Source organism: Rosenbergiella metrosideri, assembly GCF_022602565.1.
In the GTDB taxonomy this organism is placed as follows: Bacteria; Pseudomonadota; Gammaproteobacteria; order Enterobacterales; family Enterobacteriaceae; genus Rosenbergiella; species Rosenbergiella metrosideri.
In genome coordinates, this window is sequence record NZ_JALBCV010000002.1 from 295,732 (window position 1) to 317,511 (window position 21,780).

Annotated in this window: 20 protein-coding genes; 7 read left to right on the forward strand and 13 right to left on the reverse strand. The window is 47.8% G+C overall.

All coding sequences use genetic code 11. The features are described 5' to 3' along the window. The first annotated feature begins 53 nt into the window (after positions 1-53). Complete coding sequence (locus MKR94_RS03965) at positions 54-1,250, forward strand: serine hydrolase (RefSeq protein WP_241645536.1); 1,197 nt, start codon at positions 54-56, stop codon at positions 1,248-1,250. Between the two features lie 79 nt (positions 1,251-1,329). On the opposite strand, the gene ybjG is transcribed toward MKR94_RS03965, so the two are convergent. From ybjG to MKR94_RS03980, 3 genes are all read right to left on the reverse strand, one after another. After that, on the reverse strand, positions 1,330-1,935 hold the full coding sequence (gene ybjG, locus MKR94_RS03970; RefSeq protein ID WP_241645537.1) for an undecaprenyl-diphosphate phosphatase: 606 nt from the start codon (positions 1,933-1,935) through the stop codon (positions 1,330-1,332). Between the two features lie 116 nt (positions 1,936-2,051). Next, on the reverse strand, positions 2,052-3,734 hold the full coding sequence (locus tag MKR94_RS03975; RefSeq protein ID WP_241645538.1) for an aspartate:alanine antiporter: 1,683 nt from the start codon (positions 3,732-3,734) through the stop codon (positions 2,052-2,054). A 182-nt stretch (positions 3,735-3,916) separates the two neighbouring features. Next, positions 3,917-4,180 carry a GrxA family glutaredoxin gene (locus MKR94_RS03980; RefSeq protein WP_048911867.1) on the reverse strand — a complete coding sequence of 88 codons (264 nt, stop codon included), beginning with the start codon at positions 4,178-4,180 and terminating at the stop codon, positions 3,917-3,919. 166 nt (positions 4,181-4,346) lie between these two features. Here MKR94_RS03980 and nfsA point away from each other — a divergent pair, with 166 nt between their 5' ends. Next, on the forward strand, positions 4,347-5,069 hold the full coding sequence (nfsA, locus tag MKR94_RS03985) for an oxygen-insensitive NADPH nitroreductase (protein ID WP_241645539.1): 723 nt from the start codon (positions 4,347-4,349) through the stop codon (positions 5,067-5,069). Positions 5,070-5,157: 88 nt separating this feature from the next. Continuing rightward, positions 5,158-6,285, forward strand: a complete 1,128-nt coding sequence (gene rlmC, locus MKR94_RS03990; RefSeq protein ID WP_241645540.1) for a 23S rRNA (uracil(747)-C(5))-methyltransferase RlmC — start codon at positions 5,158-5,160, stop codon at positions 6,283-6,285. Between the two features lie 23 nt (positions 6,286-6,308). Here rlmC and artM read toward each other — a convergent pair whose 3' ends face one another. Genes artM through artP form a run of 4 tightly spaced genes read right to left on the reverse strand, consistent with a single transcriptional unit; the run spans position 6,309 to position 9,173 of the window. Then, entirely contained in the window at positions 6,309-6,977 is a 669-nt protein-coding gene (gene artM, locus MKR94_RS03995) for an arginine ABC transporter permease ArtM (RefSeq protein WP_241645619.1), read from the reverse strand. A gap of 2 nt (positions 6,978-6,979) precedes the next feature. Further along, on the reverse strand, positions 6,980-7,693 hold the full coding sequence (gene artQ / locus MKR94_RS04000) for an arginine ABC transporter permease ArtQ (protein ID WP_241645541.1): 714 nt from the start codon (positions 7,691-7,693) through the stop codon (positions 6,980-6,982). Positions 7,694-7,699: 6 nt separating this feature from the next. Continuing rightward, on the reverse strand, positions 7,700-8,431 hold the full coding sequence (artJ, locus tag MKR94_RS04005; protein ID WP_241645542.1) for an arginine ABC transporter substrate-binding protein: 732 nt from the start codon (positions 8,429-8,431) through the stop codon (positions 7,700-7,702). Positions 8,432-8,444: 13 nt separating this feature from the next. After that, positions 8,445-9,173: an arginine ABC transporter ATP-binding protein ArtP gene (gene artP, locus MKR94_RS04010; RefSeq protein WP_241645543.1), complete on the reverse strand. Its 729-nt coding sequence runs from the start codon at positions 9,171-9,173 to the stop codon at positions 8,445-8,447. Positions 9,174-9,336: 163 nt separating this feature from the next. On the opposite strand from artP, the gene MKR94_RS04015 reads away from it, so the two are divergent. Beyond that, positions 9,337-10,170, forward strand: coding sequence for an N-acetylmuramoyl-L-alanine amidase (locus tag MKR94_RS04015; protein ID WP_241645544.1), 834 nt, complete (start codon positions 9,337-9,339; stop codon positions 10,168-10,170). 184 nt (positions 10,171-10,354) lie between these two features. Here the strand turns inward: MKR94_RS04015 and poxB are convergent, their stop codons facing one another. Next, positions 10,355-12,076, reverse strand: coding sequence for a ubiquinone-dependent pyruvate dehydrogenase (gene poxB / locus MKR94_RS04020; protein ID WP_241645545.1), 1,722 nt, complete (start codon positions 12,074-12,076; stop codon positions 10,355-10,357). 252 nt (positions 12,077-12,328) lie between these two features. Here poxB and clpS point away from each other — a divergent pair, with 252 nt between their 5' ends. Together clpS and clpA are read left to right on the forward strand one after the other, a co-directional pair. Continuing rightward, on the forward strand, positions 12,329-12,649 hold the full coding sequence (gene clpS / locus MKR94_RS04025) for an ATP-dependent Clp protease adapter ClpS (protein ID WP_099822396.1): 321 nt from the start codon (positions 12,329-12,331) through the stop codon (positions 12,647-12,649). A 53-nt stretch (positions 12,650-12,702) separates the two neighbouring features. Continuing rightward, on the forward strand, positions 12,703-14,988 hold the full coding sequence (gene clpA, locus MKR94_RS04030; RefSeq protein ID WP_241645546.1) for an ATP-dependent Clp protease ATP-binding subunit ClpA: 2,286 nt from the start codon (positions 12,703-12,705) through the stop codon (positions 14,986-14,988). A 55-nt stretch (positions 14,989-15,043) separates the two neighbouring features. Here clpA and infA read toward each other — a convergent pair whose 3' ends face one another. The 5 genes from infA to trxB all read right to left on the reverse strand — a co-directional run bounded on the left by infA (position 15,044) and on the right by trxB (position 20,889). After that, complete coding sequence (gene infA, locus MKR94_RS04035) at positions 15,044-15,262, reverse strand: translation initiation factor IF-1 (protein WP_028684310.1); 219 nt, start codon at positions 15,260-15,262, stop codon at positions 15,044-15,046. A gap of 315 nt (positions 15,263-15,577) precedes the next feature. Beyond that, entirely contained in the window at positions 15,578-16,282 is a 705-nt protein-coding gene (gene aat / locus MKR94_RS04040; protein WP_241645547.1) for a leucyl/phenylalanyl-tRNA--protein transferase, read from the reverse strand. Further along, positions 16,279-18,018 carry a heme ABC transporter ATP-binding protein/permease CydC gene (gene cydC / locus MKR94_RS04045; RefSeq protein WP_241645548.1) on the reverse strand — a complete coding sequence of 580 codons (1,740 nt, stop codon included), beginning with the start codon at positions 18,016-18,018 and terminating at the stop codon, positions 16,279-16,281. The genes aat and cydC overlap by 4 nt, the downstream gene beginning before the upstream one ends. Next, positions 18,018-19,793 carry a heme ABC transporter permease/ATP-binding protein CydD gene (gene cydD, locus MKR94_RS04050; protein ID WP_241645549.1) on the reverse strand — a complete coding sequence of 592 codons (1,776 nt, stop codon included), beginning with the start codon at positions 19,791-19,793 and terminating at the stop codon, positions 18,018-18,020. Before cydD ends, cydC begins: the two co-directional genes overlap by 1 nt. Positions 19,794-19,923: 130 nt before the next feature. After that, complete coding sequence (trxB, locus tag MKR94_RS04055) at positions 19,924-20,889, reverse strand: thioredoxin-disulfide reductase (RefSeq protein WP_241645620.1); 966 nt, start codon at positions 20,887-20,889, stop codon at positions 19,924-19,926. A gap of 388 nt (positions 20,890-21,277) precedes the next feature. Between trxB and lrp the strand changes: the two genes are divergently transcribed. Continuing rightward, positions 21,278-21,772, forward strand: a complete 495-nt coding sequence (gene lrp / locus MKR94_RS04060; protein WP_048911880.1) for a leucine-responsive transcriptional regulator Lrp — start codon at positions 21,278-21,280, stop codon at positions 21,770-21,772. Positions 21,773-21,780 lie beyond the last annotated feature (8 nt).

Here is a 21,780-nt window from a genome sequence, read left to right on the forward strand (position 1 = left end):
CTCTGTCAGGATATCCTCATTTTCAACGAGTTAATTAGGATTGAGTAAAAATAATGCGCCCATTAAAGATGTCAACCCCGCTTCGCCCAGCGTTACTCGCTGTATTGATCATTGCCCCAAGCATTGCTTTTGCCGAGCCTCAACCTAATGCTCCGCAGGTTGAGGCTAAAGCATGGGTTCTAATGGACTATGATAGCGGCAAAGTCCTCACCGAATCGCATGCCGATGACCGATTAGATCCTGCCAGTTTAACCAAAATGATGACCAGCTATGTGGTAGGTCAAGCATTGAAAAGTGGAAAAATCAAGTCGACGGATAACGTAACCATTGGTCAAGACGCGTGGGCCACGGGAAATCCAAAATTGCGTGGCTCGTCGGTGATGTTCCTGAAACCGGGTTCACAGGTCTCTGTGGCTGATCTCAATCGCGGAGTCGTCATCCAATCAGGAAATGATGCTTGTATCGCGCTTGCTGATTATGTCGCGGGCAGCCAAGATACCTTTATTGGCTTAATGAATAATTATAGTCAAAAGCTCGGCCTTAAGAATACCCACTTCACCACCGTGCATGGACTAGATGAGCCTGGTCAATACAGTACCGCACGTGATATGGCACTGATTGGCCAAGCCTTAATCCGTGATGTACCGGAAGAATACGCACTGAACAAAGAGAAAGAGTTTAGCTTCAATAATATTCGTCAACCTAACCGTAACCGTCTATTGTGGAATTCATCACTGAATGTTGATGGAATTAAAACGGGATACACCTCAGGAGCGGGTAATAATTTAGTGGCTTCTGCGACATCCGGAAATATGCGCCTTATCTCAGTGGTGCTGGGTGCGAATACAGACGCTATCCGTTTTCGTGAGAGCGAAAAATTGTTGAATTGGGGCTTCCAAAACTTCGAAACGTTGTCACCTATCAAAGCGGGGAAACCTTTCATACAGACTAAAGTCTGGTTTGGCGAGACGAAGCAGGCAGCGCTGGGTGTAATGGACAACGCTTCTGTTACCGTTCCTAAAGGTCAGGTGAATGCCTTAAAAGCAGATTACACATTAAACCAAAACCAGCTTTCTGCACCGCTGACTAAAGGGCAGGTGGTCGGCCAAGTGAATTTTCAAATCAACGGGAAAGTTGTCGATCAGAAACCTTTAGTCGTCTTAGACGATGTGAAAGAGGGGGGAATGTTCAGCCGCTTAGTTGACTATGTCTGGCTCCATATCTCTGCCCTGTTTGCTAAATGGTTCTAATGAGTACTGAATAGCGAACATAAAAAAGCCAGGATTATGGAGTCAGTCCATTGCCTGGCTTTTTTGTCTCAAACAATCGTTAATGTTGTGTCCAACCCCAGCGGATAGGTAAGGCAAAGAGTTGGCGATACACTTTATGAGCGAAGCTTAAAAGTGCTTGTCCATAAAATCTCCAACCAAGCTCGGCCGATAAACAGCCAATCATCCCCACCAGCAGTCCGCCGACCATGTCGAGTGGCCAGTGCACACCAAGATAAATACGTGACCATGCGATTAACACGCCAACGGTAAGTAGTGCAATGCCCGACCACGCGCGATGCCAGAATAGGAAGGCTAAACTGAACGTAAAGATAAAGGTACCGTGATCGCTTGGGAAAGAGGTATCTGCAGAGTGATTCAACCACTGATATCCCAAGCCAATCGCGAAGGGGCGAGGATGTGGGAATATTACACCAATGACGAAGGAAAACACGATAGCGTAGAATAAAGCAGTTGCTGTCTTAAGGACCAACTCACGGCGCGAATCTAAGCAATTTTTAGGTGACCAGAGCCATAGACTGACCACGAGTAACGGAATGATACCGATAACATCTTTAGCCAAAATGGTGGCAAAATTAATCAACCAATGGGGAGAATCTGGAGTCGCATTAAGCCATAAAAAAAGTTGAGTATTCAACTGCTCCATAATATCACTATTCTCCTTAAGGGTGGGTAGCATTAATTGTTAACGTTTAATGTTAATATAATTAATGTTTTGCGACTAGGGTGAAAAGTCTTATCTTTTCACCCTTAAGCTGATGATTAGCCGCCTGGCCACAACATCACCACAAGTGTCCCAGCAAGGGTCAGAATAACGTTAGCAATCGCATAGGTCCCTGCATACCCTAACGCGGGAATACTGCTGCGTGCGGTATCGCTAATAATTTCTAGCGCTGGGGCGCAGGTGCGCGCCCCCATCAATGCACCGAACAGCATCGCTCGGTTCATTCGTAACACATAAGCGCCGAAACAGTAACAGACCACCACAGGTAGAAGACTGACGACGACGCCACACAACAGCATGGAAAGCCCGTTCTCACCCAGCCCATGATGTAAGCCACTGCCTGCGCTTAAGCCGACACCGGCCATAAAGACCAGCAATCCAAATTCTTTTACCATGGTCAATGCCCCTTGCGGGATATAACCGAAGGTTGGGTGGTTGGCGCGTAAGAAACCGAGCATAATCCCTGCAAAAAGTAGCCCTGCCGCATTACCAATACCAAAGCCAAAATTACTGAATTGAAATGTCACCATACCGATCATCAATCCAACGATAAAGAAGGAACAAAAGGCCAGTAGGTCGGTCATTTGACTGTGGATAGCGACAAAACCAATACGGTCGGCAATACTCTTTACCCGTCTTGTCTCACCGCTAATCTGTAAGATATCTCCCTTATTTAATAAGATATCGTCATCAATAGGCATTTCGATCTGGTTACGGATGACACGGTTAAGAAAGCATCCATGATCGGTTAAGCGAAGTTTCCCTAGACGCTTATTGACTGCATTATGGTTTTTTACCACGATCTCTTCGGTGACAATTCGCATATCCAGTAGATCACGATCGAACACCTCTTTCCCATGACGGAAACTAGGATCTAAGCGTGCATGCGCATCGGGATATCCCACTAAAGAGATATCATCACCTTCTTGTAACACTGCGTCGCCGTCTGGGCTAGCCAAGATACCGTTACGTCGGATTCGCTCGATATAGCAGCCCGTGTGACGATAAATCCCAAGTTCGCGTAAGTTTTTACCGCCACTCCACTCGACAAGTTCTTTTCCGACACGGTAGGCACGGATAACCGGTAAAAAAACCTTACGCTGGCTATCGGCATCTAAGCCGCGCTCGCGTGCGATTTGCTGTGCGCTGGTGGGAAGATCCTGGTGTTGTAACCGTGGAAGGTAGCGGGCAGCAAAGATCAAACTGACCAGGCCAATTAAATAGGTCAAGGCATAGCCTAGGCTGAGATTATCTTGCAATACGGCGAGTTGTTGGGGGTCACTAATCACTTGCCGGAGTGTGTCTCCGGCCCCGACCAGTACCGGTGTAGAGGTCATCGAGCCTGCCAATATTCCAGCAGAGAGGCCAATATCCCAGTGAAAAAGTTTGCCCAAGCCCAGCACGATCAGTAATGCACTGCCAACCATCACTAGCGCCAGCATTAAATAGTTTTTCCCATCACGGAAAAAAATTGAAAAGAAATTAGGTCCGGCTTCGATACCCACGCAGAAAATAAACAGCATGAAACCCAAGCTCAGCGCATTAGTATTAATAGAGTAATGTTGTTCGCCTAGCAGCAGTGAGACCACCAGTACCCCAATTGAGCTACCGAGCTGGATACTGCCAAGCCGAATTTTTCCTAGGCAAAGACCGAGAGAGAGCACTACAAAAAGAAGCAAGACATCATTGGCGCTGAGCAAATTTGCAACGTTTATATTCACGAGTCAATTTTCATTAATAAGTCGAAGAGTGATTCCATCAGCCAGCGTTGAGCTCAGGCTGTTGGTTCTAAAAAAACAGACTCATTCTAATCGTTCACTTGCCTAACTGCTATGACTGATTGAGAGAAAAAATGATTTAGACAGAGGGATGGCGGGTACTGATACATCAGTACCCGAAGAGATTATTGATATAATCCGAGGTGTTGCTTGGCGTAGGCTTCAAACTCGGTAAAGCCGCCAACGTGGGATTCGTCGATGAATATTTGCGGAACAGTTTCCACCGTCTTCCCTGCGCTTTTCGATAAATCGTCTTTGCTGATCCCCTCAGCGTGAATATCCACATAGCGATAGCTAAAATCGTCACGCTCTTCAGTCAGTTTATCCGCCAACTCTTTGGCACGGACACAATAGGGGCAGGCCGGACGACCAAAAATTACCACAAACATAACAGCTCCTTTGAAGAATGAACGATTTATCATGCCTTGCTGGCTGAAAGATTGGAAGTTGAGAAGAGGGATTATCGTCGATTCCGCACAATTGGTGAGTCGGTAGAGATGTTAGGCGGTTGAATTATAGCTACACTTACGTTTTACCAAATTTTTGGAGTGCGTTATGACACCGACCATCGACCTTCTTCGCCAGCACCGCTCTATTCGCCATTTTAGCGATGCCCCCATCAGCGCAGAACACCGTGAAGCGATCCTGTTAGCAGCTCAATCAGCGTCTACCTCAAGTTTATTACAATGCGCGTCGGTGGTAAGGATAACGGATAAAGATAAACGCCAGCGTTTGGCTGAATTTGCAGGCGACCAATCATGGGTGGTTGAGGCCGCCGAATTTTGGGTACTGTGTGCTGACTTTAACCGACACAAGCAAATCAGTGAACATGCGGAGTTAGGCTATGCCGAACAATTGATTTTGGGGTGTGTCGATACGGCACTGTTAGCCCAAAATGCGATGGTGGCGGCGGAATCACTCGGCTTAGGGGGTGTTTTCATAGGCGGCCTACGAAACCAACCGCAAGCGGTAAGTGAGTTGCTGGATCTGCCTAAATTTGTCTTACCGTTATTTGGACTCTGCCTCGGTTGGCCAACAGATACCCCTGAACTCAAGCCGCGTATGCCGCTCTCAATGCTTGTGCATGAAAATCGCTACCAGCCGATCGAAACTGAAACGCTCGCGGCCTACGACCAACAACTATTAGAGTATTACCAACATCGTAGCAGTGCCAACCGCCATGAAACCTGGAGTGAAATGGTGGAAAGAATGATCACCAAAGAAAGCCGCCCTCATATGCTAGCTTTCCTTCAGCAGCAAGGTTGGATTACCCGCTAAACGCTGTCGCGGGGTGAGAACCATAGGATTTCATTCCGCTTCAATGCTATACTGCCGCGCCTCATTTACTTTCGTCCACAGGTAACTTATGTTTTGCCCTCGCTATGACGCGGGTCAGTGTCGCTCTTGCCAATGGCTCCCCAAAGAATACGTTACGCAATTAGCCGACAAACAGGCGAAGATTGAACAGCTATTAACCGATATACCGGTGACGGAGTGGTACCCCCCTGTACCGTCTGCGCAATCTCGGTTTCGTAACAAGGCTAAAATGGTCGTCAGTGGTTCGGTGGAACGCCCCATTTTGGGTATCGTTAATCCCGAGGGCCAAGGCGTGGACTTGATCGACTGTCCCCTTTATCCGGAGACTTTTGCCCCGGTTTTTCGTCAATTATTACCCTTTATCGCGAAAGCGGGCTTAACCCCTTACCATATCGCTCGGCGCAAAGGCGAACTGAAATACTTACTGTTAACAGAAAGTACGCAGGGTGGAATGATGCTTCGCTTTGTCTTACGGTCGGACAAAAAGTTAGAGCAGCTAAAAAAAGTTCTACCGGAACTCCAGCAATGCTTGCCGCAATTAACCGTGATCTCAGTGAATATTCAGCCGGTTCATATGGCGATTATGGAGGGCGAGCAGGAGATTATATTGAGTGATGCCTCAGCACTAGCGGAGTCATTCAACCGTATTCCTTTATGGATTCGCCCACAAAGCTTCTTCCAAACTAATCCTGAGGTTGCCGCTAAACTCTATTTAACGGCGCGTGAATGGACGCAAGGACTTAAGCTTGACACGTTATGGGATCTGTTTTGTGGGGTAGGGGGCTTTGGACTGCATTGTGCGAGAGCTGAAACCCATTTAACGGGGATTGAAATCTCGGCTGAGGCGATTGCCTGTGCAAAAGATTCTGCCCGTAAACTCGGATTAAAGAATACTGAATTCCGCGCGCTAGATGCCACCCGTTACGCCGTTAACGAGGAGAATGCACCGGATTTACTGCTAGTGAACCCGCCGAGACGGGGAATTGGCCAGGCGCTTTGTGACTTTATCGTCAGTGTTAAGCCTGCGGTGATCTTGTATTCGAGCTGTAATCCAGAGACTCTGGCAAAGGATGTTGCGCGACTACAAGGCTACCGTCTCGAACGCGTTCAGCTATTCGACCTCTTCCCGCATACTGCGCACAGCGAAGTGCTTTCTTTATTGATTCGTGAGCAATAAGTTGCCAGAAGGCAACTTATTCATTAAGCGCGACGCTCAAAGCGTAGGGCATAGGTTTCGATCGCTCTCATCAGTAAGGTCAACAGCCCATTAATACAGAGATAGATAATGCCTGCCGCAACAAAAACGTTGACGTCGTAATTTCCGCCATACAGTTGTTGGCTTAACCCCATCACGTCCATCAGGGTAATGGTATAGGCTAACGACGTGCTCTTAAACACCAATACCACTTCGTTAGAGTAGGAAGAGAGTGCACGTTTAAACGCATAAGGCAGTAACACTTTAAGCGTCTCCCCCCGTGTCATCCCCAAGGCAAAACAGGATTGCCACTGCCCTGCAGGGATAGCCTTTACCGCGCCGTAGAGTAGCTGTGTCGTGTAAGCGGCACTGTTTAACGATAACGCTACCACCGCACAGAACCCAGGTTGAGAGAGAATCGACCATAGCGTGGGATAGTGCTGTAAGGTCGGAAACTGACCTGGACCGTAATAGATTAAAAAGATCTGTACCAGTAACGGTGTCCCTGTAAATAGGGTTAAGTAACAGTGGATCACCGCATTTGTTACGCGATGACGTAATGATAGAAGAATGGTGAGGGTTACGGCGATCAGCAGGGCAATAAGTGCTGCGCTGACAGTAAGACCAAGGCTGACGGGTAAGCCAGCGCTAAGCTTCAGTAAATAGTCGCCCATCATTATTGCTCCAACTCAAAGCGTGTGACACGGCGCTCAGCAAATTTTAAGATTGCCTGACTCAATAAGGTAATAAGTAGATAGATGCCTGCGGCAATCAGGTACCAAGTAAAGGGCTGCTCGGTACGTGTCGCGATACCTTTAGTTTGCAACATTAAATCATTTACACTGATTAAGGAGACCAAAGCTGTATCTTTTAACAGCACTAGCCACTGATTTCCCAATCCCGGCAGGGCGTGACGCCACATTTGTGGCATAACGATAGTGAAAAAGACGGTTGATTTACGCATCCCTAAAGCATAGGCAGATTCTCGCTGTCCTTGAGGTACTGCTCGCAATGCACCGCGCAGGGTTTGCGAGGCATAGGCTGAGTACAATAACGCAAGTGCAATCACCCCACATAAAAATGGACTGACATCGAAGTTTTCGATATGGAGTTGTAAGTGCAAGGTAGTGAAGCCCAACGGCAGTGAAAAGCCATCAGACAGGGTAAGCAATAGCTGCGAGGAACCGTAATAGATCCCTAATACGACTAAGATTTCTGGTAAGCCACGAATTAGCATCACCAGTAAACTGCCGATCCACGCTAACGGTTTACAGGAGAGGGATTCCCAACTGGCGAAAATCATCGCCAGCGTTAAGCCGACGACGAGTGCGCAAAGGGCAAGGCCGACGGTCAAGCCGCCGGCATTGAGAAGATAAGGTAATTCATTCATCAGCGATTATTTCTGAAACCACTTGTCGTAAATTTTTTGGTATTCACCGTCGGCTTTGACTTTGGCTAAACCTTGGTCGAATTGCTGTTGCAGCGCGCTGTTTCCTTGGCGGACTGCAATCGCGACACCCGTACTGAAGTAATCTTTATCGGTGACTTTATTACCGACCGGTGCCAGTGATGGGTTATTTTTCAACGATTCATTGATGACAGCAGTATCACCAAAGACCGCATCGACACGACCATTTTTCAAGTCGAGAATCGCATTTTGATAGCTATCGTATGGAACAGCCTTAATCTCGCTCTGTTTATCTGCAAGGTATTTCTGGTGAGTGGTGCCATTTTGTACGCCGACTTTCTTACCTTTCAACGCTGCTAGGCTAGCCACTTTGCCTTTTTCTGCGACAAATAGCGCAGAGTTAAGATAGTAAGGGGTACTGAATAATACCTGCTTTTGACGCTCAGGCGTAATATCCATTCCCGCCATCGCCGCGTCGATACGACGGAATTTTAAGCTGGGGATTAAACTGTCGAATGATTGATTGCTAAAGCTACAGCTTGCATTAATTTGCTTACAAACTGCCATCGCTAAATCCACATCAAACCCTTGGATTTTGTTATCACTGCCAACAAATTCGAAGGGAGGATAGGAGGCTTCAGTTCCGAAGCGGAGCGTTTCGGCCGCGAATGCTGAGGCTGACAGGCTGGTGAGGAGTGCAGCGATAAGAATTTTTTTCATGGTAACCCTGTCCTTAATGTGAAAGATAGTTCGCAAATTCGCGTGTTTGAGGATGCGTAAAACGATCAGCGTTTCCTTGCTCAACAATACGTCCATTTTCCATATAGACAATATGAGATGCCGTTTTTTTTGCGACCTCAACTTCGTGTGTCACGATAACTTGGGTGATATTGGTCGCCGAGAGTTCATTAATAATCTTTACCACTTGACCGGTGATCTCAGGATCGAGGGCCGCGGTAGGTTCATCGAACAGTAACACCTGAGGTTCCATCATTAACGCTCGCGCAATCGCGACCCGTTGTTGTTGTCCACCCGAAAGATGCAGGGGATAGCGCTGAGCGTAGTCCGCCAAGCGTAAGCGCTCTAAATATTTCTTGGCGCGGGCTTGGGCCTCGCTACGACTTAAGCCTAAGACTTTACAAGGCGCCTGAATAAGGTTTTGTTCAACGGTGAGGTGCGGCCATAAATTATACTGCTGGAAAACCATCCCAACATCTTGACGTAACGTTCGAATCGCCGCAGCGGAGGGGCGTTGCGTGAAATTGAACTGTTGCTGAGCAATGGATAGCAGGCCTGAACGCGGAATTTCTAATAAGTTTAATACACGCAGCAATGAGCTCTTTCCTGCACCGCTCGGGCCGAGCAGCACAAGCGTCTCCCCTTGAGCACAGTTCAAAGTAATATCGTACAGGGCTTGTTGACCACCGTAGAAACAATTTACGCCTTCTAAATGAATGCTCATGCGATAAATCTGACTTTTATAAGAGTGTATTTGCCGAGATAGTAATTCATTGTGCATAAATATGCAATTATGATGCAGACTTTTTCTCGCATCATCCTTACCTTGTTTGGTCAATCGCGGGAACAGAGGTAAAGTAAAGCATTACTGGCTAAAGGGGTAAAAAATGAAAAAGGGATTTCTCATTATACTGGCACTGTTATCGGGGTGTCAGGCAACAACGCCTACTTCACCGACTGTGCCGCAGGCAATTAACACTACCTACGTCGCGCGCAGTTATCAACCAAGAATTAACGCTATTGTGATCCATTATACTGTGGCAGATGAGCAGCGGGCTTTAACGCTGCTCACGGGTAAGCAAGTCAGTAGCCATTATCTGATTGCGCAGTATCCGAAAGATCATCAGACGTCGCCAGAAATTTATCAGCTGGTGCCTGAAGATCAGGCTGCATGGCATGCCGGGATCAGCGCGTGGCGGGGGACCTATAACCTTAATAAAACGTCGATAGGCATCGAGTTAGTGAACCGAGGTTATAGCCTACCCTCTGGTCAGCATCACGGTCACTGTGAAAGTTATCCGCCGCAGCAGATTGCCGTGCTAAATAAATTGGTCAGAGAGATAGCTGACCGCTATAAGATAGAGCCGGCGAATATCATTGGACATAGCGATATCGCCCCATTAAGAAAAGTGGATCCAGGACCTTGCTTTCCGTGGCAGCAGCTGGCTCAACAGGGGGTAGGTGCGTGGCCGGATCAGAAGCGAGTCAATAAGTTATTGGCGGAACGGGCACCCGATACACCGGTCGACAATGCGCTTCTGCTTCCCTTACTGAAACAATATGGCTATGTGTTCAGCGCTCATGCTACGCCGCAGGAACAGCGACAAGTTATTCGCGCATTTCAGATGCATTTTCAGCCAGAGAATAGCAGTGGTCAGGGTGATCAATTAACCCTTGCAAGGTTGCAGGCCCTTCTGCTGCAGTATCCTTGGCACCATTAATCATTAGATAATTGTCGCGGCGAGCTTGGCAGAGCAGTTTGGTCTGAGCCTTGCTTGAAAGATGAATAATCATGCAGACGGAACTGTTTGCTCGTACCTTTTGATCACCGTTACTTAGCGATAGTGACGACGATTACAGAATTGGAATAAGCAGCCCCTTATCAGGGGCTGGCTGAGGTATAGGTTAGCGGAGCAGATTGGTTTTTGCTAAATCGATAATCTCACTGCCTTGGCCATTAATGATCGCCTTCAGCATATACAGGCTGAAACCTTTAGCTTGTTCAAGTTTTATCTGCGGCGGCATCGCTAACTCATCTTTCGCTGTCGTCACATCGATCAGCACTGGACCCGGATGGTCAAACGCCTGTTGTAAGACATCGCTTAATTCTGAGGCCCTCTGTACGCTGAAGCTCTCGATATTACACGCTTTAGCGATGGCGGCAAAATCAGGGTTGTCCAATTCGGTACCATTGGTCAGATAGCCCCCGGCTTTCATTTCCATCGCCACAAACCCCAGCACACTGTTATTGAATATCACTAGTTTGACCGGTAACTGGTGCTGAGCAATGGTCAATAAATCCCCCATCAACATTGCAAAGCCACCGTCACCACACATCGCGACGACTTGACGCGATTCATCGACAGATTGTGCGCCCATCGCTTGAGGCATTGCGTTCGCCATCGAACCATGGTTAAACGACCCTAGTAAACGTCTTTTACCATTCATGGTGAGATAACGCGCCGCCCAAACGGTTGGCGTGCCAACATCACAGGTAAAAATCGTGTCGTCAGTGGCGAGTCGATCGATTTGTTGGGCGAGATACTGCGGATGAATAGGGCGATCATCGTTCGCTACGGCTAAATCATCTAACTGTTGGCGACTTTTACGATAATGCTTAACGGATTTCTCCAGGTGAGCGGGATCATGAGAAGCGCTAAGTAAGGGTAGCAACGCCTTAACAGTCGCTTTGATATCGCCAATGAGCGGAAAGTTAACATGACAGTGCGAACCGATACTCGATGGGTTGATATCGATTTGAATAATCTTTGCCGACTCAGGATAGAATGCGCGGTAAGGGAACTGTGTCCCTAGTAATACGAGGGTATCCGCCTCAAGCATGGCGTGATAGCCAGAGGAGAACCCGATTAGTCCAGTCATCCCAACATCATAGGGATTGTCATATTCGATATGTTCTTTACCACGCAGTGCGTGCACGATCGGTGCTTGAAGTTTTTCAGCTAAGGCAACAACGTCATCATGCGCCCCTGCACAGCCGCTGCCGCACATCAGCGTAATATTGTGAGCGCTATCTAATACGTTAGCCAATTGTTCCAGTTCCGATGCCACCGGTTTGACCTCAGGCAGTGACGGCGGATACCACTCAAGGTTATCTGGCACTTCAATGCTTTGTAAGGCAATATCGCCAGGTAGGACGATCACCGCGACGCCGCGTTTCACAATCGCCGTACGTAGGGCTATCGCCAAAATTTGCGGGAACTGTTCAGGATTACTCACGAGTTCGCAATAGTGACTGCACTCTTTAAACAGTTCTTGCGGGTGGGTTTCCTGAAAGTAGTTACTGCCAATTTCGCTGGAAGGAATATGCGCGGCGATGGCAAGGACTGGTTGATGGTTCCGATGGCAATCGAATAGGCCGTTAATTAAGTGTAGGTTACCTGGCCCACAGGACCCCGCGCAGACCGCTAATTCATTGGTGACTTGTGCTTCAGCCCCTGCCGCGAAAGCCGCAGCCTCTTCATGTCGCGTTGACATCCAAGTGATTGCTGACTGTTTATTCAGACTATCGCTAATCCCATTTAGCGAATCACCGGTGACGCCCCATATATGTTTGACGCCTACCTCTGTTAAGGTCTCGACCAGTAATGCCGCGACTGTCTTTTCCATGAACTACTCCCTTTGGATAAACGTATTATGGGGTAATTGTAGTTCAACTTTCGCCACTGTTTGCTCAGAAGGGATAAACCTAGAGTGCGGTCCAGCAAATAAAAGTCAGGGAATGGGTTGTCACAAGGTTTTTTTTAGATGTATTGTGCCAAAAGGGCTAGACTAAGATAGGGTCGGTTCTGCTAAATACTAGGGTTCATGATAAACTGACAGTAAAATTTGTGCTTTTCATTCAAGTATTGCTGGGTAATTATGGCTAACACGCATCATGGTTTTGACTTCGAACAACTTTTAGACAGTAATCTCGACGAGGCGCTTCAACCGCCATCTATGTATAAAGTTGTGTTATTGAATGACGATTACACCCCTATGGAGTTTGTCATCGAGGTTTTACAAAAATTTTTCTCACTCGATATTGAGCGTGCAACGCAACTGATGCTTACAGTGCATTATGAAGGGAAAGCGATTTGTGGTGAATTTACTGCCGAAGTGGCTGAAACCAAAGTCATGCAAGTGAATCGTTACGCGAAGGAAAATGAGCATCCGTTGCTATGTATGCTGGAAAAAAGCTAATCAGCCCATATATCTAGGCTGAGACCTAAGCGTTAACCGATCGGAGGTGCCTAATGCTCAATCAGGAACTGGAACTCAGTTTAAATATGGCTTTCGCCAGAGCGCGTGAGCACCATCACGAATTTATGACCGTCGAGCATCTGCTACTCGCGTTAATCAGCAATCCCGCTGCACGCGAAGCGCTAGAGGCATGCTCGGTCGATCTCGCTGCGTTGCGTGCAGAACTGGAAACGTTTATTCAAAAAACAACGCCAGTGCTTCCCGAAGCGGATGAAGAGCGAGAAACACAACCCACATTAAGCTTCCAACGTGTTCTACAACGTGCGGTCTTCCATGTCCAATCGTCTGGACGCAGCGAAGTGACCGGCGCTAACGTGCTGGTGGCGATTTTTAGTGAACAAGAATCACAAGCGGCCTACTTACTGAGAAAATATGAAGTGAGTCGTCTAGATATCGTTAATTATCTCTCCCATGGCACGCGCAAAGATGACAGTGCTGAAGATAAGTCGTCCGAAAACAGTGCATCTTCCGACGACGCTACAAGCGGTTCTAGTGAAGAACGCATTGACAGCTTCACGACAAATCTTAATCAGCTCGCTCGCGTGGGCGGTATTGACCCGCTCATCGGACGTGAGAAAGAGTTAGAGAGAACCGTTCAAGTCTTCTGCCGTCGTCGTAAAAATAATCCGTTACTGGTGGGTGAGTCAGGTGTTGGAAAAACGGCTATCGCCGAAGGCCTTGCGTGGCGTATCGAGCAAGGCGATGTGCCAGATGTAATGAAAGAGTGTGTGATCTATTCGCTTGATATCGGTTCACTGCTTGCAGGAACAAAGTATCGTGGTGATTTCGAAAAGCGCTTTAAAGCGTTGCTAAAACAGCTTGAACAAGATCAGAACAGCATTCTTTTCATTGATGAGATACACACCATCATCGGGGCAGGGGCTGCCTCCGGTGGGCAAGTCGACGCCGCTAATTTAATCAAGCCACTGCTTTCTAGTGGTAAAATTCGCGTAATGGGTTCTACTACTTATCAAGAATACAGCTCTATTTTTGAAAAGGATCGGGCTTTAGCGCGCCGATTCCAAAAAATTGATATTGTCGAGCCGACAATGGATGAGACTGTAAAAATTCTGACCGGCCTCAAACCGAAATACGAGAAGCATCATGATGTGCGCTACACAGCCAAAGCTATCCGCGCTGCGGTAGAGTTAGCCGTCAAATATATCAACGATCGTCATCTCCCTGACAAGGCGATAGATGTGATTGATGAAGCCGGTGCCCGGGCGCGTTTATTACCGAATAGTAAACGTAAAAAAACCATCAATATCCAAGACATTGAGACCGTTGTTGCACGTATTGCGCGGATCCCAGAAAAAAGCGTATCCGCCACTGACCGCGACACGCTACGCAGTCTTGATGACCGCTTAAAAATGCTGGTATTTGGTCAAGATAAAGCGATTAATGCGTTATCGGAAGCGATCAAAATGAGTCGGGCAGGTCTAGGCAATGAGCACAAACCTGTCGGGTCGTTCTTATTCGCCGGGCCTACTGGTGTGGGGAAAACTGAGGTGACGGCTCAGTTGGCCAAAGCGTTAGGTATTGAGTTACTGCGGTTTGATATGTCGGAATATATGGAACGCCATACGGTCAGCCGTTTGATTGGTGCGCCACCAGGCTATGTGGGTTATGAACAAGGTGGATTATTAACGGACGCGGTCATCAAACATCCTCACGCTGTAGTGTTACTGGATGAAATTGAGAAAGCGCATCCAGATGTATTTAATTTACTGCTTCAAGTAATGGATAACGGCACCTTGACCGATAATAACGGCCGTAAGGCGGACTTCCGTAATGTGATCTTAGTGATGACCACCAATGCGGGCGTGCGTGAGACTGAACGTAAAACTATCGGCTTAATTCAGCAAGATAATAGTACTGATGCTCTGGAAGAGATTAAGAAAATCTTTACTCCAGAATTCCGTAACCGTCTTGATAACATCATCTGGTTTGAGCATCTGTCCACAACTGTTATTCATCAGGTGGTGGATAAATTTATCGTTGAGCTGCAAGCTCAGCTCGATCCTAAGGGTGTGTCACTTGAAGTGAGTGATGAAGCTCGCGAATGGTTAGCAGAGAAAGGCTACGATAAAGCGATGGGGGCCCGTCCAATGGCTAGAGCCGTACAAGAAAACTTGAAGAAACCGTTAGCCAATGAGTTACTGTTTGGTTCATTGGTCGAAGGGGGATCGGTGTCAGTAGGATTAGATCGTCAGAAAGATCAGCTGACTTACCATTTTGAAAGTGCGGCGAAGCAGAAAGCAGAAGGGACCGTTCACTAGAAAATAAAAAGGCCGGAAAATCCGGCCTTTTTTATGGCAGTCATTAAACGAAAGATTAACGACTACGGAAGACAATGCGACCTTTCGTTAAATCGTAGGGTGTCAGTTCAACGGTGACTTTATCACCGGTAAGAATACGAATGTAGTTTTTACGCATTTTACCTGAGATATGAGCAGTAACAACGTGCCCATTTTCGAGTTCTACACGGAACATGGTGTTGGGTAACGTATCTAGTACGGTGCCCTGCATTTCAATATTGTCTTCTTTGGCCATCGAATCCTCTGAATGGACTAACTAAATGTTTACTCGACAGAATAATGCCGAAGTCTTATACCTGTGTAAAGAAAAGGCGACCAATTAGGTCTGTGCTTGGCATCAAGCGAGCGATCTTTACGTGAATTTGGGTGTTATGTCGCTTGAGGAACAAGTGAGAGTAGGGCCATCTTCGCCATCTACTGACGCGTTATTCCGCAAAGAAAGCGTGGGGTAAAAAGAAAATAGGGTGTTAACTAAACCGCCACCAGCATAACAAGCGCCAGTATTATACTACCTTTTTATCAAAAAAGCCTGTTAAAGATTCACCCTGATTTAAAATAACCGCTTTTTCACCCAGCATTCTAATGGAATAATTCGTTTCTGTAGGTCAGCTAATTGGGTCAGAAAATGTTGGCGGGGAATTTCTTTTGCGCCCAAGGAATGCGTATGTGGATTAAGTATTTGACAATCGATCACCTCACCGCCGTATGCTGAAAAATGCCGACAGAGTTGCAGCAATGCCAATTTTGATGCGTTGGGCTGGCGACTGAACATCGACTCTCCGCAAAACATCCCACCCAATGCCATCCCGTAGAGCCCGCCAACCAGTTCATGGCCGCACCACACTTCCAATGAATGGGCTTGGCCGATTGCGGCGAGATCACACCATGCCGCGATGACGTCTTCAGTGATCCACGTCCCCTCAACATGTGTACTGGCACAGCCTTCTATCACCGCGCGGAAGTTATGATTAAGCGTGACGTGATAAGGGCAGCGGCGTAAAAAGCGTTGCATACTGCGACTGAGATGAAAACCCTCAACCGGTAGCACGGCACGCGGATCGGGGCTCCACCACAAAATAGGGTCCTGCTCAGAGAACCAAGGGAAAATACCCTGCTTATAGGCTGAGAGTAACCGTTCTGGTCGCAGATCACCACCGTAAGCGAGAAGCCCTTGCGGCGAGGTTAGGGCGCTATCGGTAGACGGAAATTGCGTGTCAGGCCGACCATCTAAGCAAGGAAGATAGATCGCACTCATCGTCCATTATGGTCTTGCTGGCGTTGGCGAAAAGCGTAATAGCGGGTCTTATCCGCCATCAGCTGTTGATGCGTTCCTGCTTCAATAATATGGCCTTGCTCCATCACACAGATTTTATCGACAGCTTCAATACCGGTCAGGCGATGTGTAACTATCAGCACAGTTTTCTCAGCGGTCACCCTAAGAAGAAGTTGCATAATCAGATGTTCGGTCTGGGCATCCAACCCTTCAAGAGGTTCGTCTAATAGCCAAATCGGCGCGTTATGTAATAGTGCACGGGCTATCGCTAAGCGACGACGTTCGCCACCGGAAAGCGGGCGGCCACCTTCCCCTAACCAGCTATCCAATCCTGCACCGTCAAGAAGCGTTGTTAAGCCGACAACCTCGAGGCTTTCAATGAGTTGTGCATCGTTAGCGAGCGGTTGAGCGAGTGTTAAGTTTTCACGTAATGTCTGATTGAAGATAGCCACTCGCTGGCTAACGACCGTGATGGTGGAACGAAGCTGGGGTTCTGAAAAAGCCGTTAAAGGCTGATTATTAATAAGGATCTTACCGGCCAACGGGTCCCAAGCACGAGTAAGTAATTGTAATAATGTTGTTTTCCCGCATCCGGTACTTCCGAGTAGTGCCACTTTCTGTTTCGCGGCAAGCGTCAACGTTAAGTGCTCTAATACCTTAGGCCCGTTAGGGCTGTAAGCAAAATCGACGGCTTCAATAGACAGTTCAGCAGCACGATCATCGATGGCGACCGACTGAGTGGGAAAGGTAACCACTGGTTGTTGCGTTAACAACTGGTTCAAGCGCTCGGCAGCAATCGATACTTCAGAGAGGTGGAGAAAAGCCGTTGCCACCGGACCAAGCGCTTCAAATGCAGCCAGTACACAGAAAACCAATAATGCATTATCGGCGGTCGCAATTTGCGCGATCTGATGGCGAGACATAATGATAAAGACTGCGACAATGGTTAAGCCGGTCAGCAAGATGATAATACTTTGTGCCAAGGCATTGAGATTTTGCTGCCTCGCTTGCGTTGCCAACCATTTTTTCTCTGTCTGTCCGAGCTCCTGACGCCAATCCTGTCGTGGTGGGTATAATAAGAGTTCAGACATCGCGCTGAGATGAGTAGTCAGTTGTTGCCGATAAGCACTACTCAAGCTAGCAATTTGTTCACCCGCCGGTTTTCCCACCCGGTAGAACAGGGGAGGGAACAGCAGGATAACTATAATCATCACACCCGCTACCATCAGCGCGGCTTGGTGGTTGATATAACTTAAGCCTACTCCGACGACAAGTGTTACCAGTAGAGCCCCGACCATCGGTGAGAGAACCCGTAAATATAAATGGTCTAGCGTCTCAACATCGCCGACAAAACGGTTCAGTAAATCGCCCTGACGGAATTGAGGGGTCCCTGCTGGCGCGAGCGGATAAATTTTACTGAAGATGGTAACGCGCAGATGTTTTAATACTTTGAAGGTGGCGTCATGACTGACTAAGCGCTCAAGATAACGGGCAACCGTGCGAAGGATTGCCGCCCCTCGAACCCCTGCGGCGGGTAACATATAGTTAAAAGTATAAATACCGGCGCTCCCGGCCATTGCGGAAGCGGCGAGAAACCAGCCAGATAGACTCAACAGCCCAACACTCGCGAGCAAAGTGAGGGTGGCTAATAATACGCCTAATACTAGCTGCCAACGATGCCTACGCCACAGCGTTAAAAAAGGGAATAATGCTTTCATTATTCAATCTCCCCTGAGCGATGGCTTAACAATGTTTGGAACAGCCCCTGTTCGGCGGCAAGCGAACGAAAATCGCCCATCTGGACAATTTTCCCTGTTTCCATAACGATAATCGTTGGCCAATCGGTCAATTGGTCGAGTTGATGCGTGACCATGACGGTCAGTTGTTGGTGACTCGCCTGTTGCAAACAGTGCATGATCCGCTGCTCATGATGGCGGTCCAAACTGGCGGTAGGTTCGTCGAGCAGTAAGAGTTGCGCCTGCTTCGCCAGCGCACGGGCGACTGCGATGCGTTGTGCTTGGCCAACAGATAAATTCTGACTCTCTTCGCCAACTTGCGTGGCGAGACCTTGCGGCAAGCGATCAAGAAACTCATTGATGCCGGTTTGTGCCACTAACGTATTCAGTGTTTGTTCGCTAAGTTCACCTTGAGGTGAAATATTTTCTGCGATAGAGCAAGGGAATAGCCGAGGATGCTGTCCTACCCAACTCACCGATTTCAGCCAGTCTTCGCGTGACACCCTATTAAGTTCATGGCCATTGACCAGTAACGACCCTTGATAAGGCAGAAACCCTAGCAGCGCATTAAGTAGTGTACTTTTACCCGACCCGCTCGGTCCTACTAACGCCACGCGTTGATCGGCATTAAAGCAAAAATTGAGGGGACCGACTAATTGTTTACCATCGATTGAGGTGATGACCCAATCGCGGGCCTCAATAGTGAGAGCTTGGGAGCGATCGAGAGTCAGGTCTTCACGCTGAGCAGTAGGGTGCAAAAGGTCCGTCTCCGTAAGGAAACTTTCTATCTCATCGGCAGCCCCAGCGGCTTGGGCTTTGGCATGATAAAAACTGCCTAAATCACGCAGAGGTTGGAAAAATTCCGGAGCTAAAATTAACGCGATAAAGCCAGCGAATAGGGTCACTGCGCCCTGATAGTTGCCAAAGTGAAACACACCGAGGTATGAAAAGCCGAAATACACGGCGACGATCGCGATGGAGACTGATGCGAAAAACTCGAGAACGGCTGAAGAGAGGAAGGCGATACGCAGGACTTCCATTGTTCGTAAGCGGAACTGCTCTGTACTGTCTGCGATTGCCTGCTCTTCCGCGTGGCGTCGATTAAAGAGACGCAAGGTATCAAGGCCGCGCAGGCGATCGAGAAAATCGCCACTCAGGCGCGCAAGCGCCGCAAAGTTACGGCGGTTAGCATCGGCGGCTCCCATCCCGACCATTGCCATAAACAGTGGGATTAACGGGGCCGTCAGGAATAGAATGGTCGCCGCTGCCCAGTTAATGGGAAACAGGGTGATCAGAATAAGCAGTGGAATTACCGCAGCCAAGGTCATTTGCGGCAGATATCGCGCGTAATAGTCGTGCATTTTCTCAATTTGTTCATGCAGCAAAGTGGTCCAGCTGCCGACAGGCCGAGAAGCGATCCAAACCGGTCCTAACTCTTCTAAGCGGTTTAATACAAGTTGGCGGATCGCGAGCCGTAACGCCTCGCCCGCTTTGACGCCGACTTTTTCGCGGCTATAGTGCAGCACTGAGCGTAGCGCAAAACAACCGACGAGCAGGGCTAACCAGTGGTAAAGATGCGGAAGGGGTTGATGATCGATTAAGGCGCGTTGCAGAAGTTCTGCTAAACAATAAGCCTGCAAAAGTATCGTCAGTGCACTGCAGGTGCCCAAAATGACCGAGAGTTTAAGCCAACGTTTAGCATGGAGACGCTGCGCTTTGAGCCAGAGGGTAAGCTGTTTTTGTCTTGATTTATCCACGGAAGAGTCTTTGACCTGTTGGAATTGAACATCGACTATATGAAATTCCTAACAACTCTAGCATGCAGGAGATAAAAAAGGCGACAGATAACCTGTCGCCGGGATTAATCTAGATCATACAATTAACAAATTAGTTATTTTTGCTAACTAATCCATCTAAATAGCGCTCAGCATCGAGGGCTGCCATACAGCCGGTCCCTGCTGAGGTGATTGCTTGACGATAGTTATGATCCATCACATCCCCTGCAGCGAACACGCCAGGAATGCTGGTTTGTGTTGCGTTACCGGCTAGACCTGATTGCACCACGATATAGCCATCTTGAAGAGTCAGTTGCTCTGCGAAAATCGCCGTATTCGGCTTATGGCCTATCGCGATAAACACACCTGCCACCGCTAACTCATCAATGCTACCATCGTGCGTCGACTTCAGTTTTACGCCGGTTACTCCCATCTCGTTACCGACCACTTCGTCTAAGGTTCGGTCGGTATGCAAAATGATGTTTCCGCTGCTCACTTTATCCATCAGTCGGTCAATCAGTATCTTCTCTGCCCGGAAATTATCCCGGCGGTGAATGAGGTGAACCTCTGCAGCGATATTTGATAGATAGAGCGCTTCTTCGACGGCAGTATTCCCGCCACCCACTACCGCAACTTTTTGCTTACGATAGAAGAAACCATCACAGGTCGCACAGGCTGAAACACCACGCCCTTTAAATGCTTCTTCAGATGGCAAGCCGATATAACGTGCCGAAGCACCTGTCGCGATGATAAGCGCATCAGCGGTGTACTCTTCGCTGTCGCCGAAAAGACGGAACGGGCGCTGTTGTAAATCGACACGGTTGATATGATCGAGAACAATTTCGGTATTGAATTTAACGGCATGTTCATGCATGCGGTCCATGAGGAGAGGACCAGTCAGATCGTTGGCATCCCCCGGCCAGTTTTCAACTTCCGTCGTCGTGGTCAGTTGTCCGCCTTTTTCTACCCCAGTTATCAGAACAGGGTTAAGGTTGGCACGTGCAGCATAGACCGCAGCGGTATAGCCCGCAGGACCTGATCCTAGAATTAAGAGTTTGCTGTGTTTGGCCATTTTTATTCCTCAGTGTTAAATCATAATTTTATTGATTGTAGGGAAACTTCTTCCTGAAAAAAAGCATCTGCTAGTGTTGTTCTCTATTACTGCAATAGGTAAGCGGTATCTCAGCGGAAAATTCTGATGTAATTGGGGGCAAAACCCGCTAAAACCGGTTTTTTTTTCTAGAATAATCATACCTCACGGATAAAAATAAAAAAAATACCGAATGTTGTACTGAAAAAAGATGTTTTGCTTTGACAATCCGCTATTGTTTTGCGAAAACAGGGGAAGCCGTTAATCGCTTCAGCATAACGGTAATAAGCTACGACACAACATAAGCGGGTCAAACAATCCCCGGGCACAGGGGCGGGCTTTGCATTGAAGCTCGGAATAAAAGAGATAATCAAAAATGGTAGATAACAAAAAGCGTCCTAGTAAGGACCTCGATCGTATCGATCGCAATATACTTAATGAATTACAGAAGGATGGGCGAATTTCTAACGTAGAACTGTCAAAGCGAGTCGGCTTATCGCCTACACCTTGCTTAGAACGCGTTCGTCGTCTGGAGCGTCAAGGTTTCATCTTGGGATATACCGCGCTATTGAACCCGCATTATCTAGATGCTTCGCTACTCGTCTTTGTTGAGATAACTCTGAATCGTGGTGCACCCGATGTCTTCGAACAGTTCAATGCCGCCGTGCAGAAGTTAGAAGAAACCCAAGAGTGTCATTTAGTCTCTGGCGATTTTGATTATCTCCTTAAAACCCGCGTCCCTGATATGTCTGCCTACCGTAAACTGCTTGGCGAAACACTGTTAAGATTACCTGGCGTAAACGACACCAGAACCTACGTTGTTATGGAAGAAGTTAAGCAAAGTAATCGTTTAGTGATCAAAACTCGTTAAATCTGACA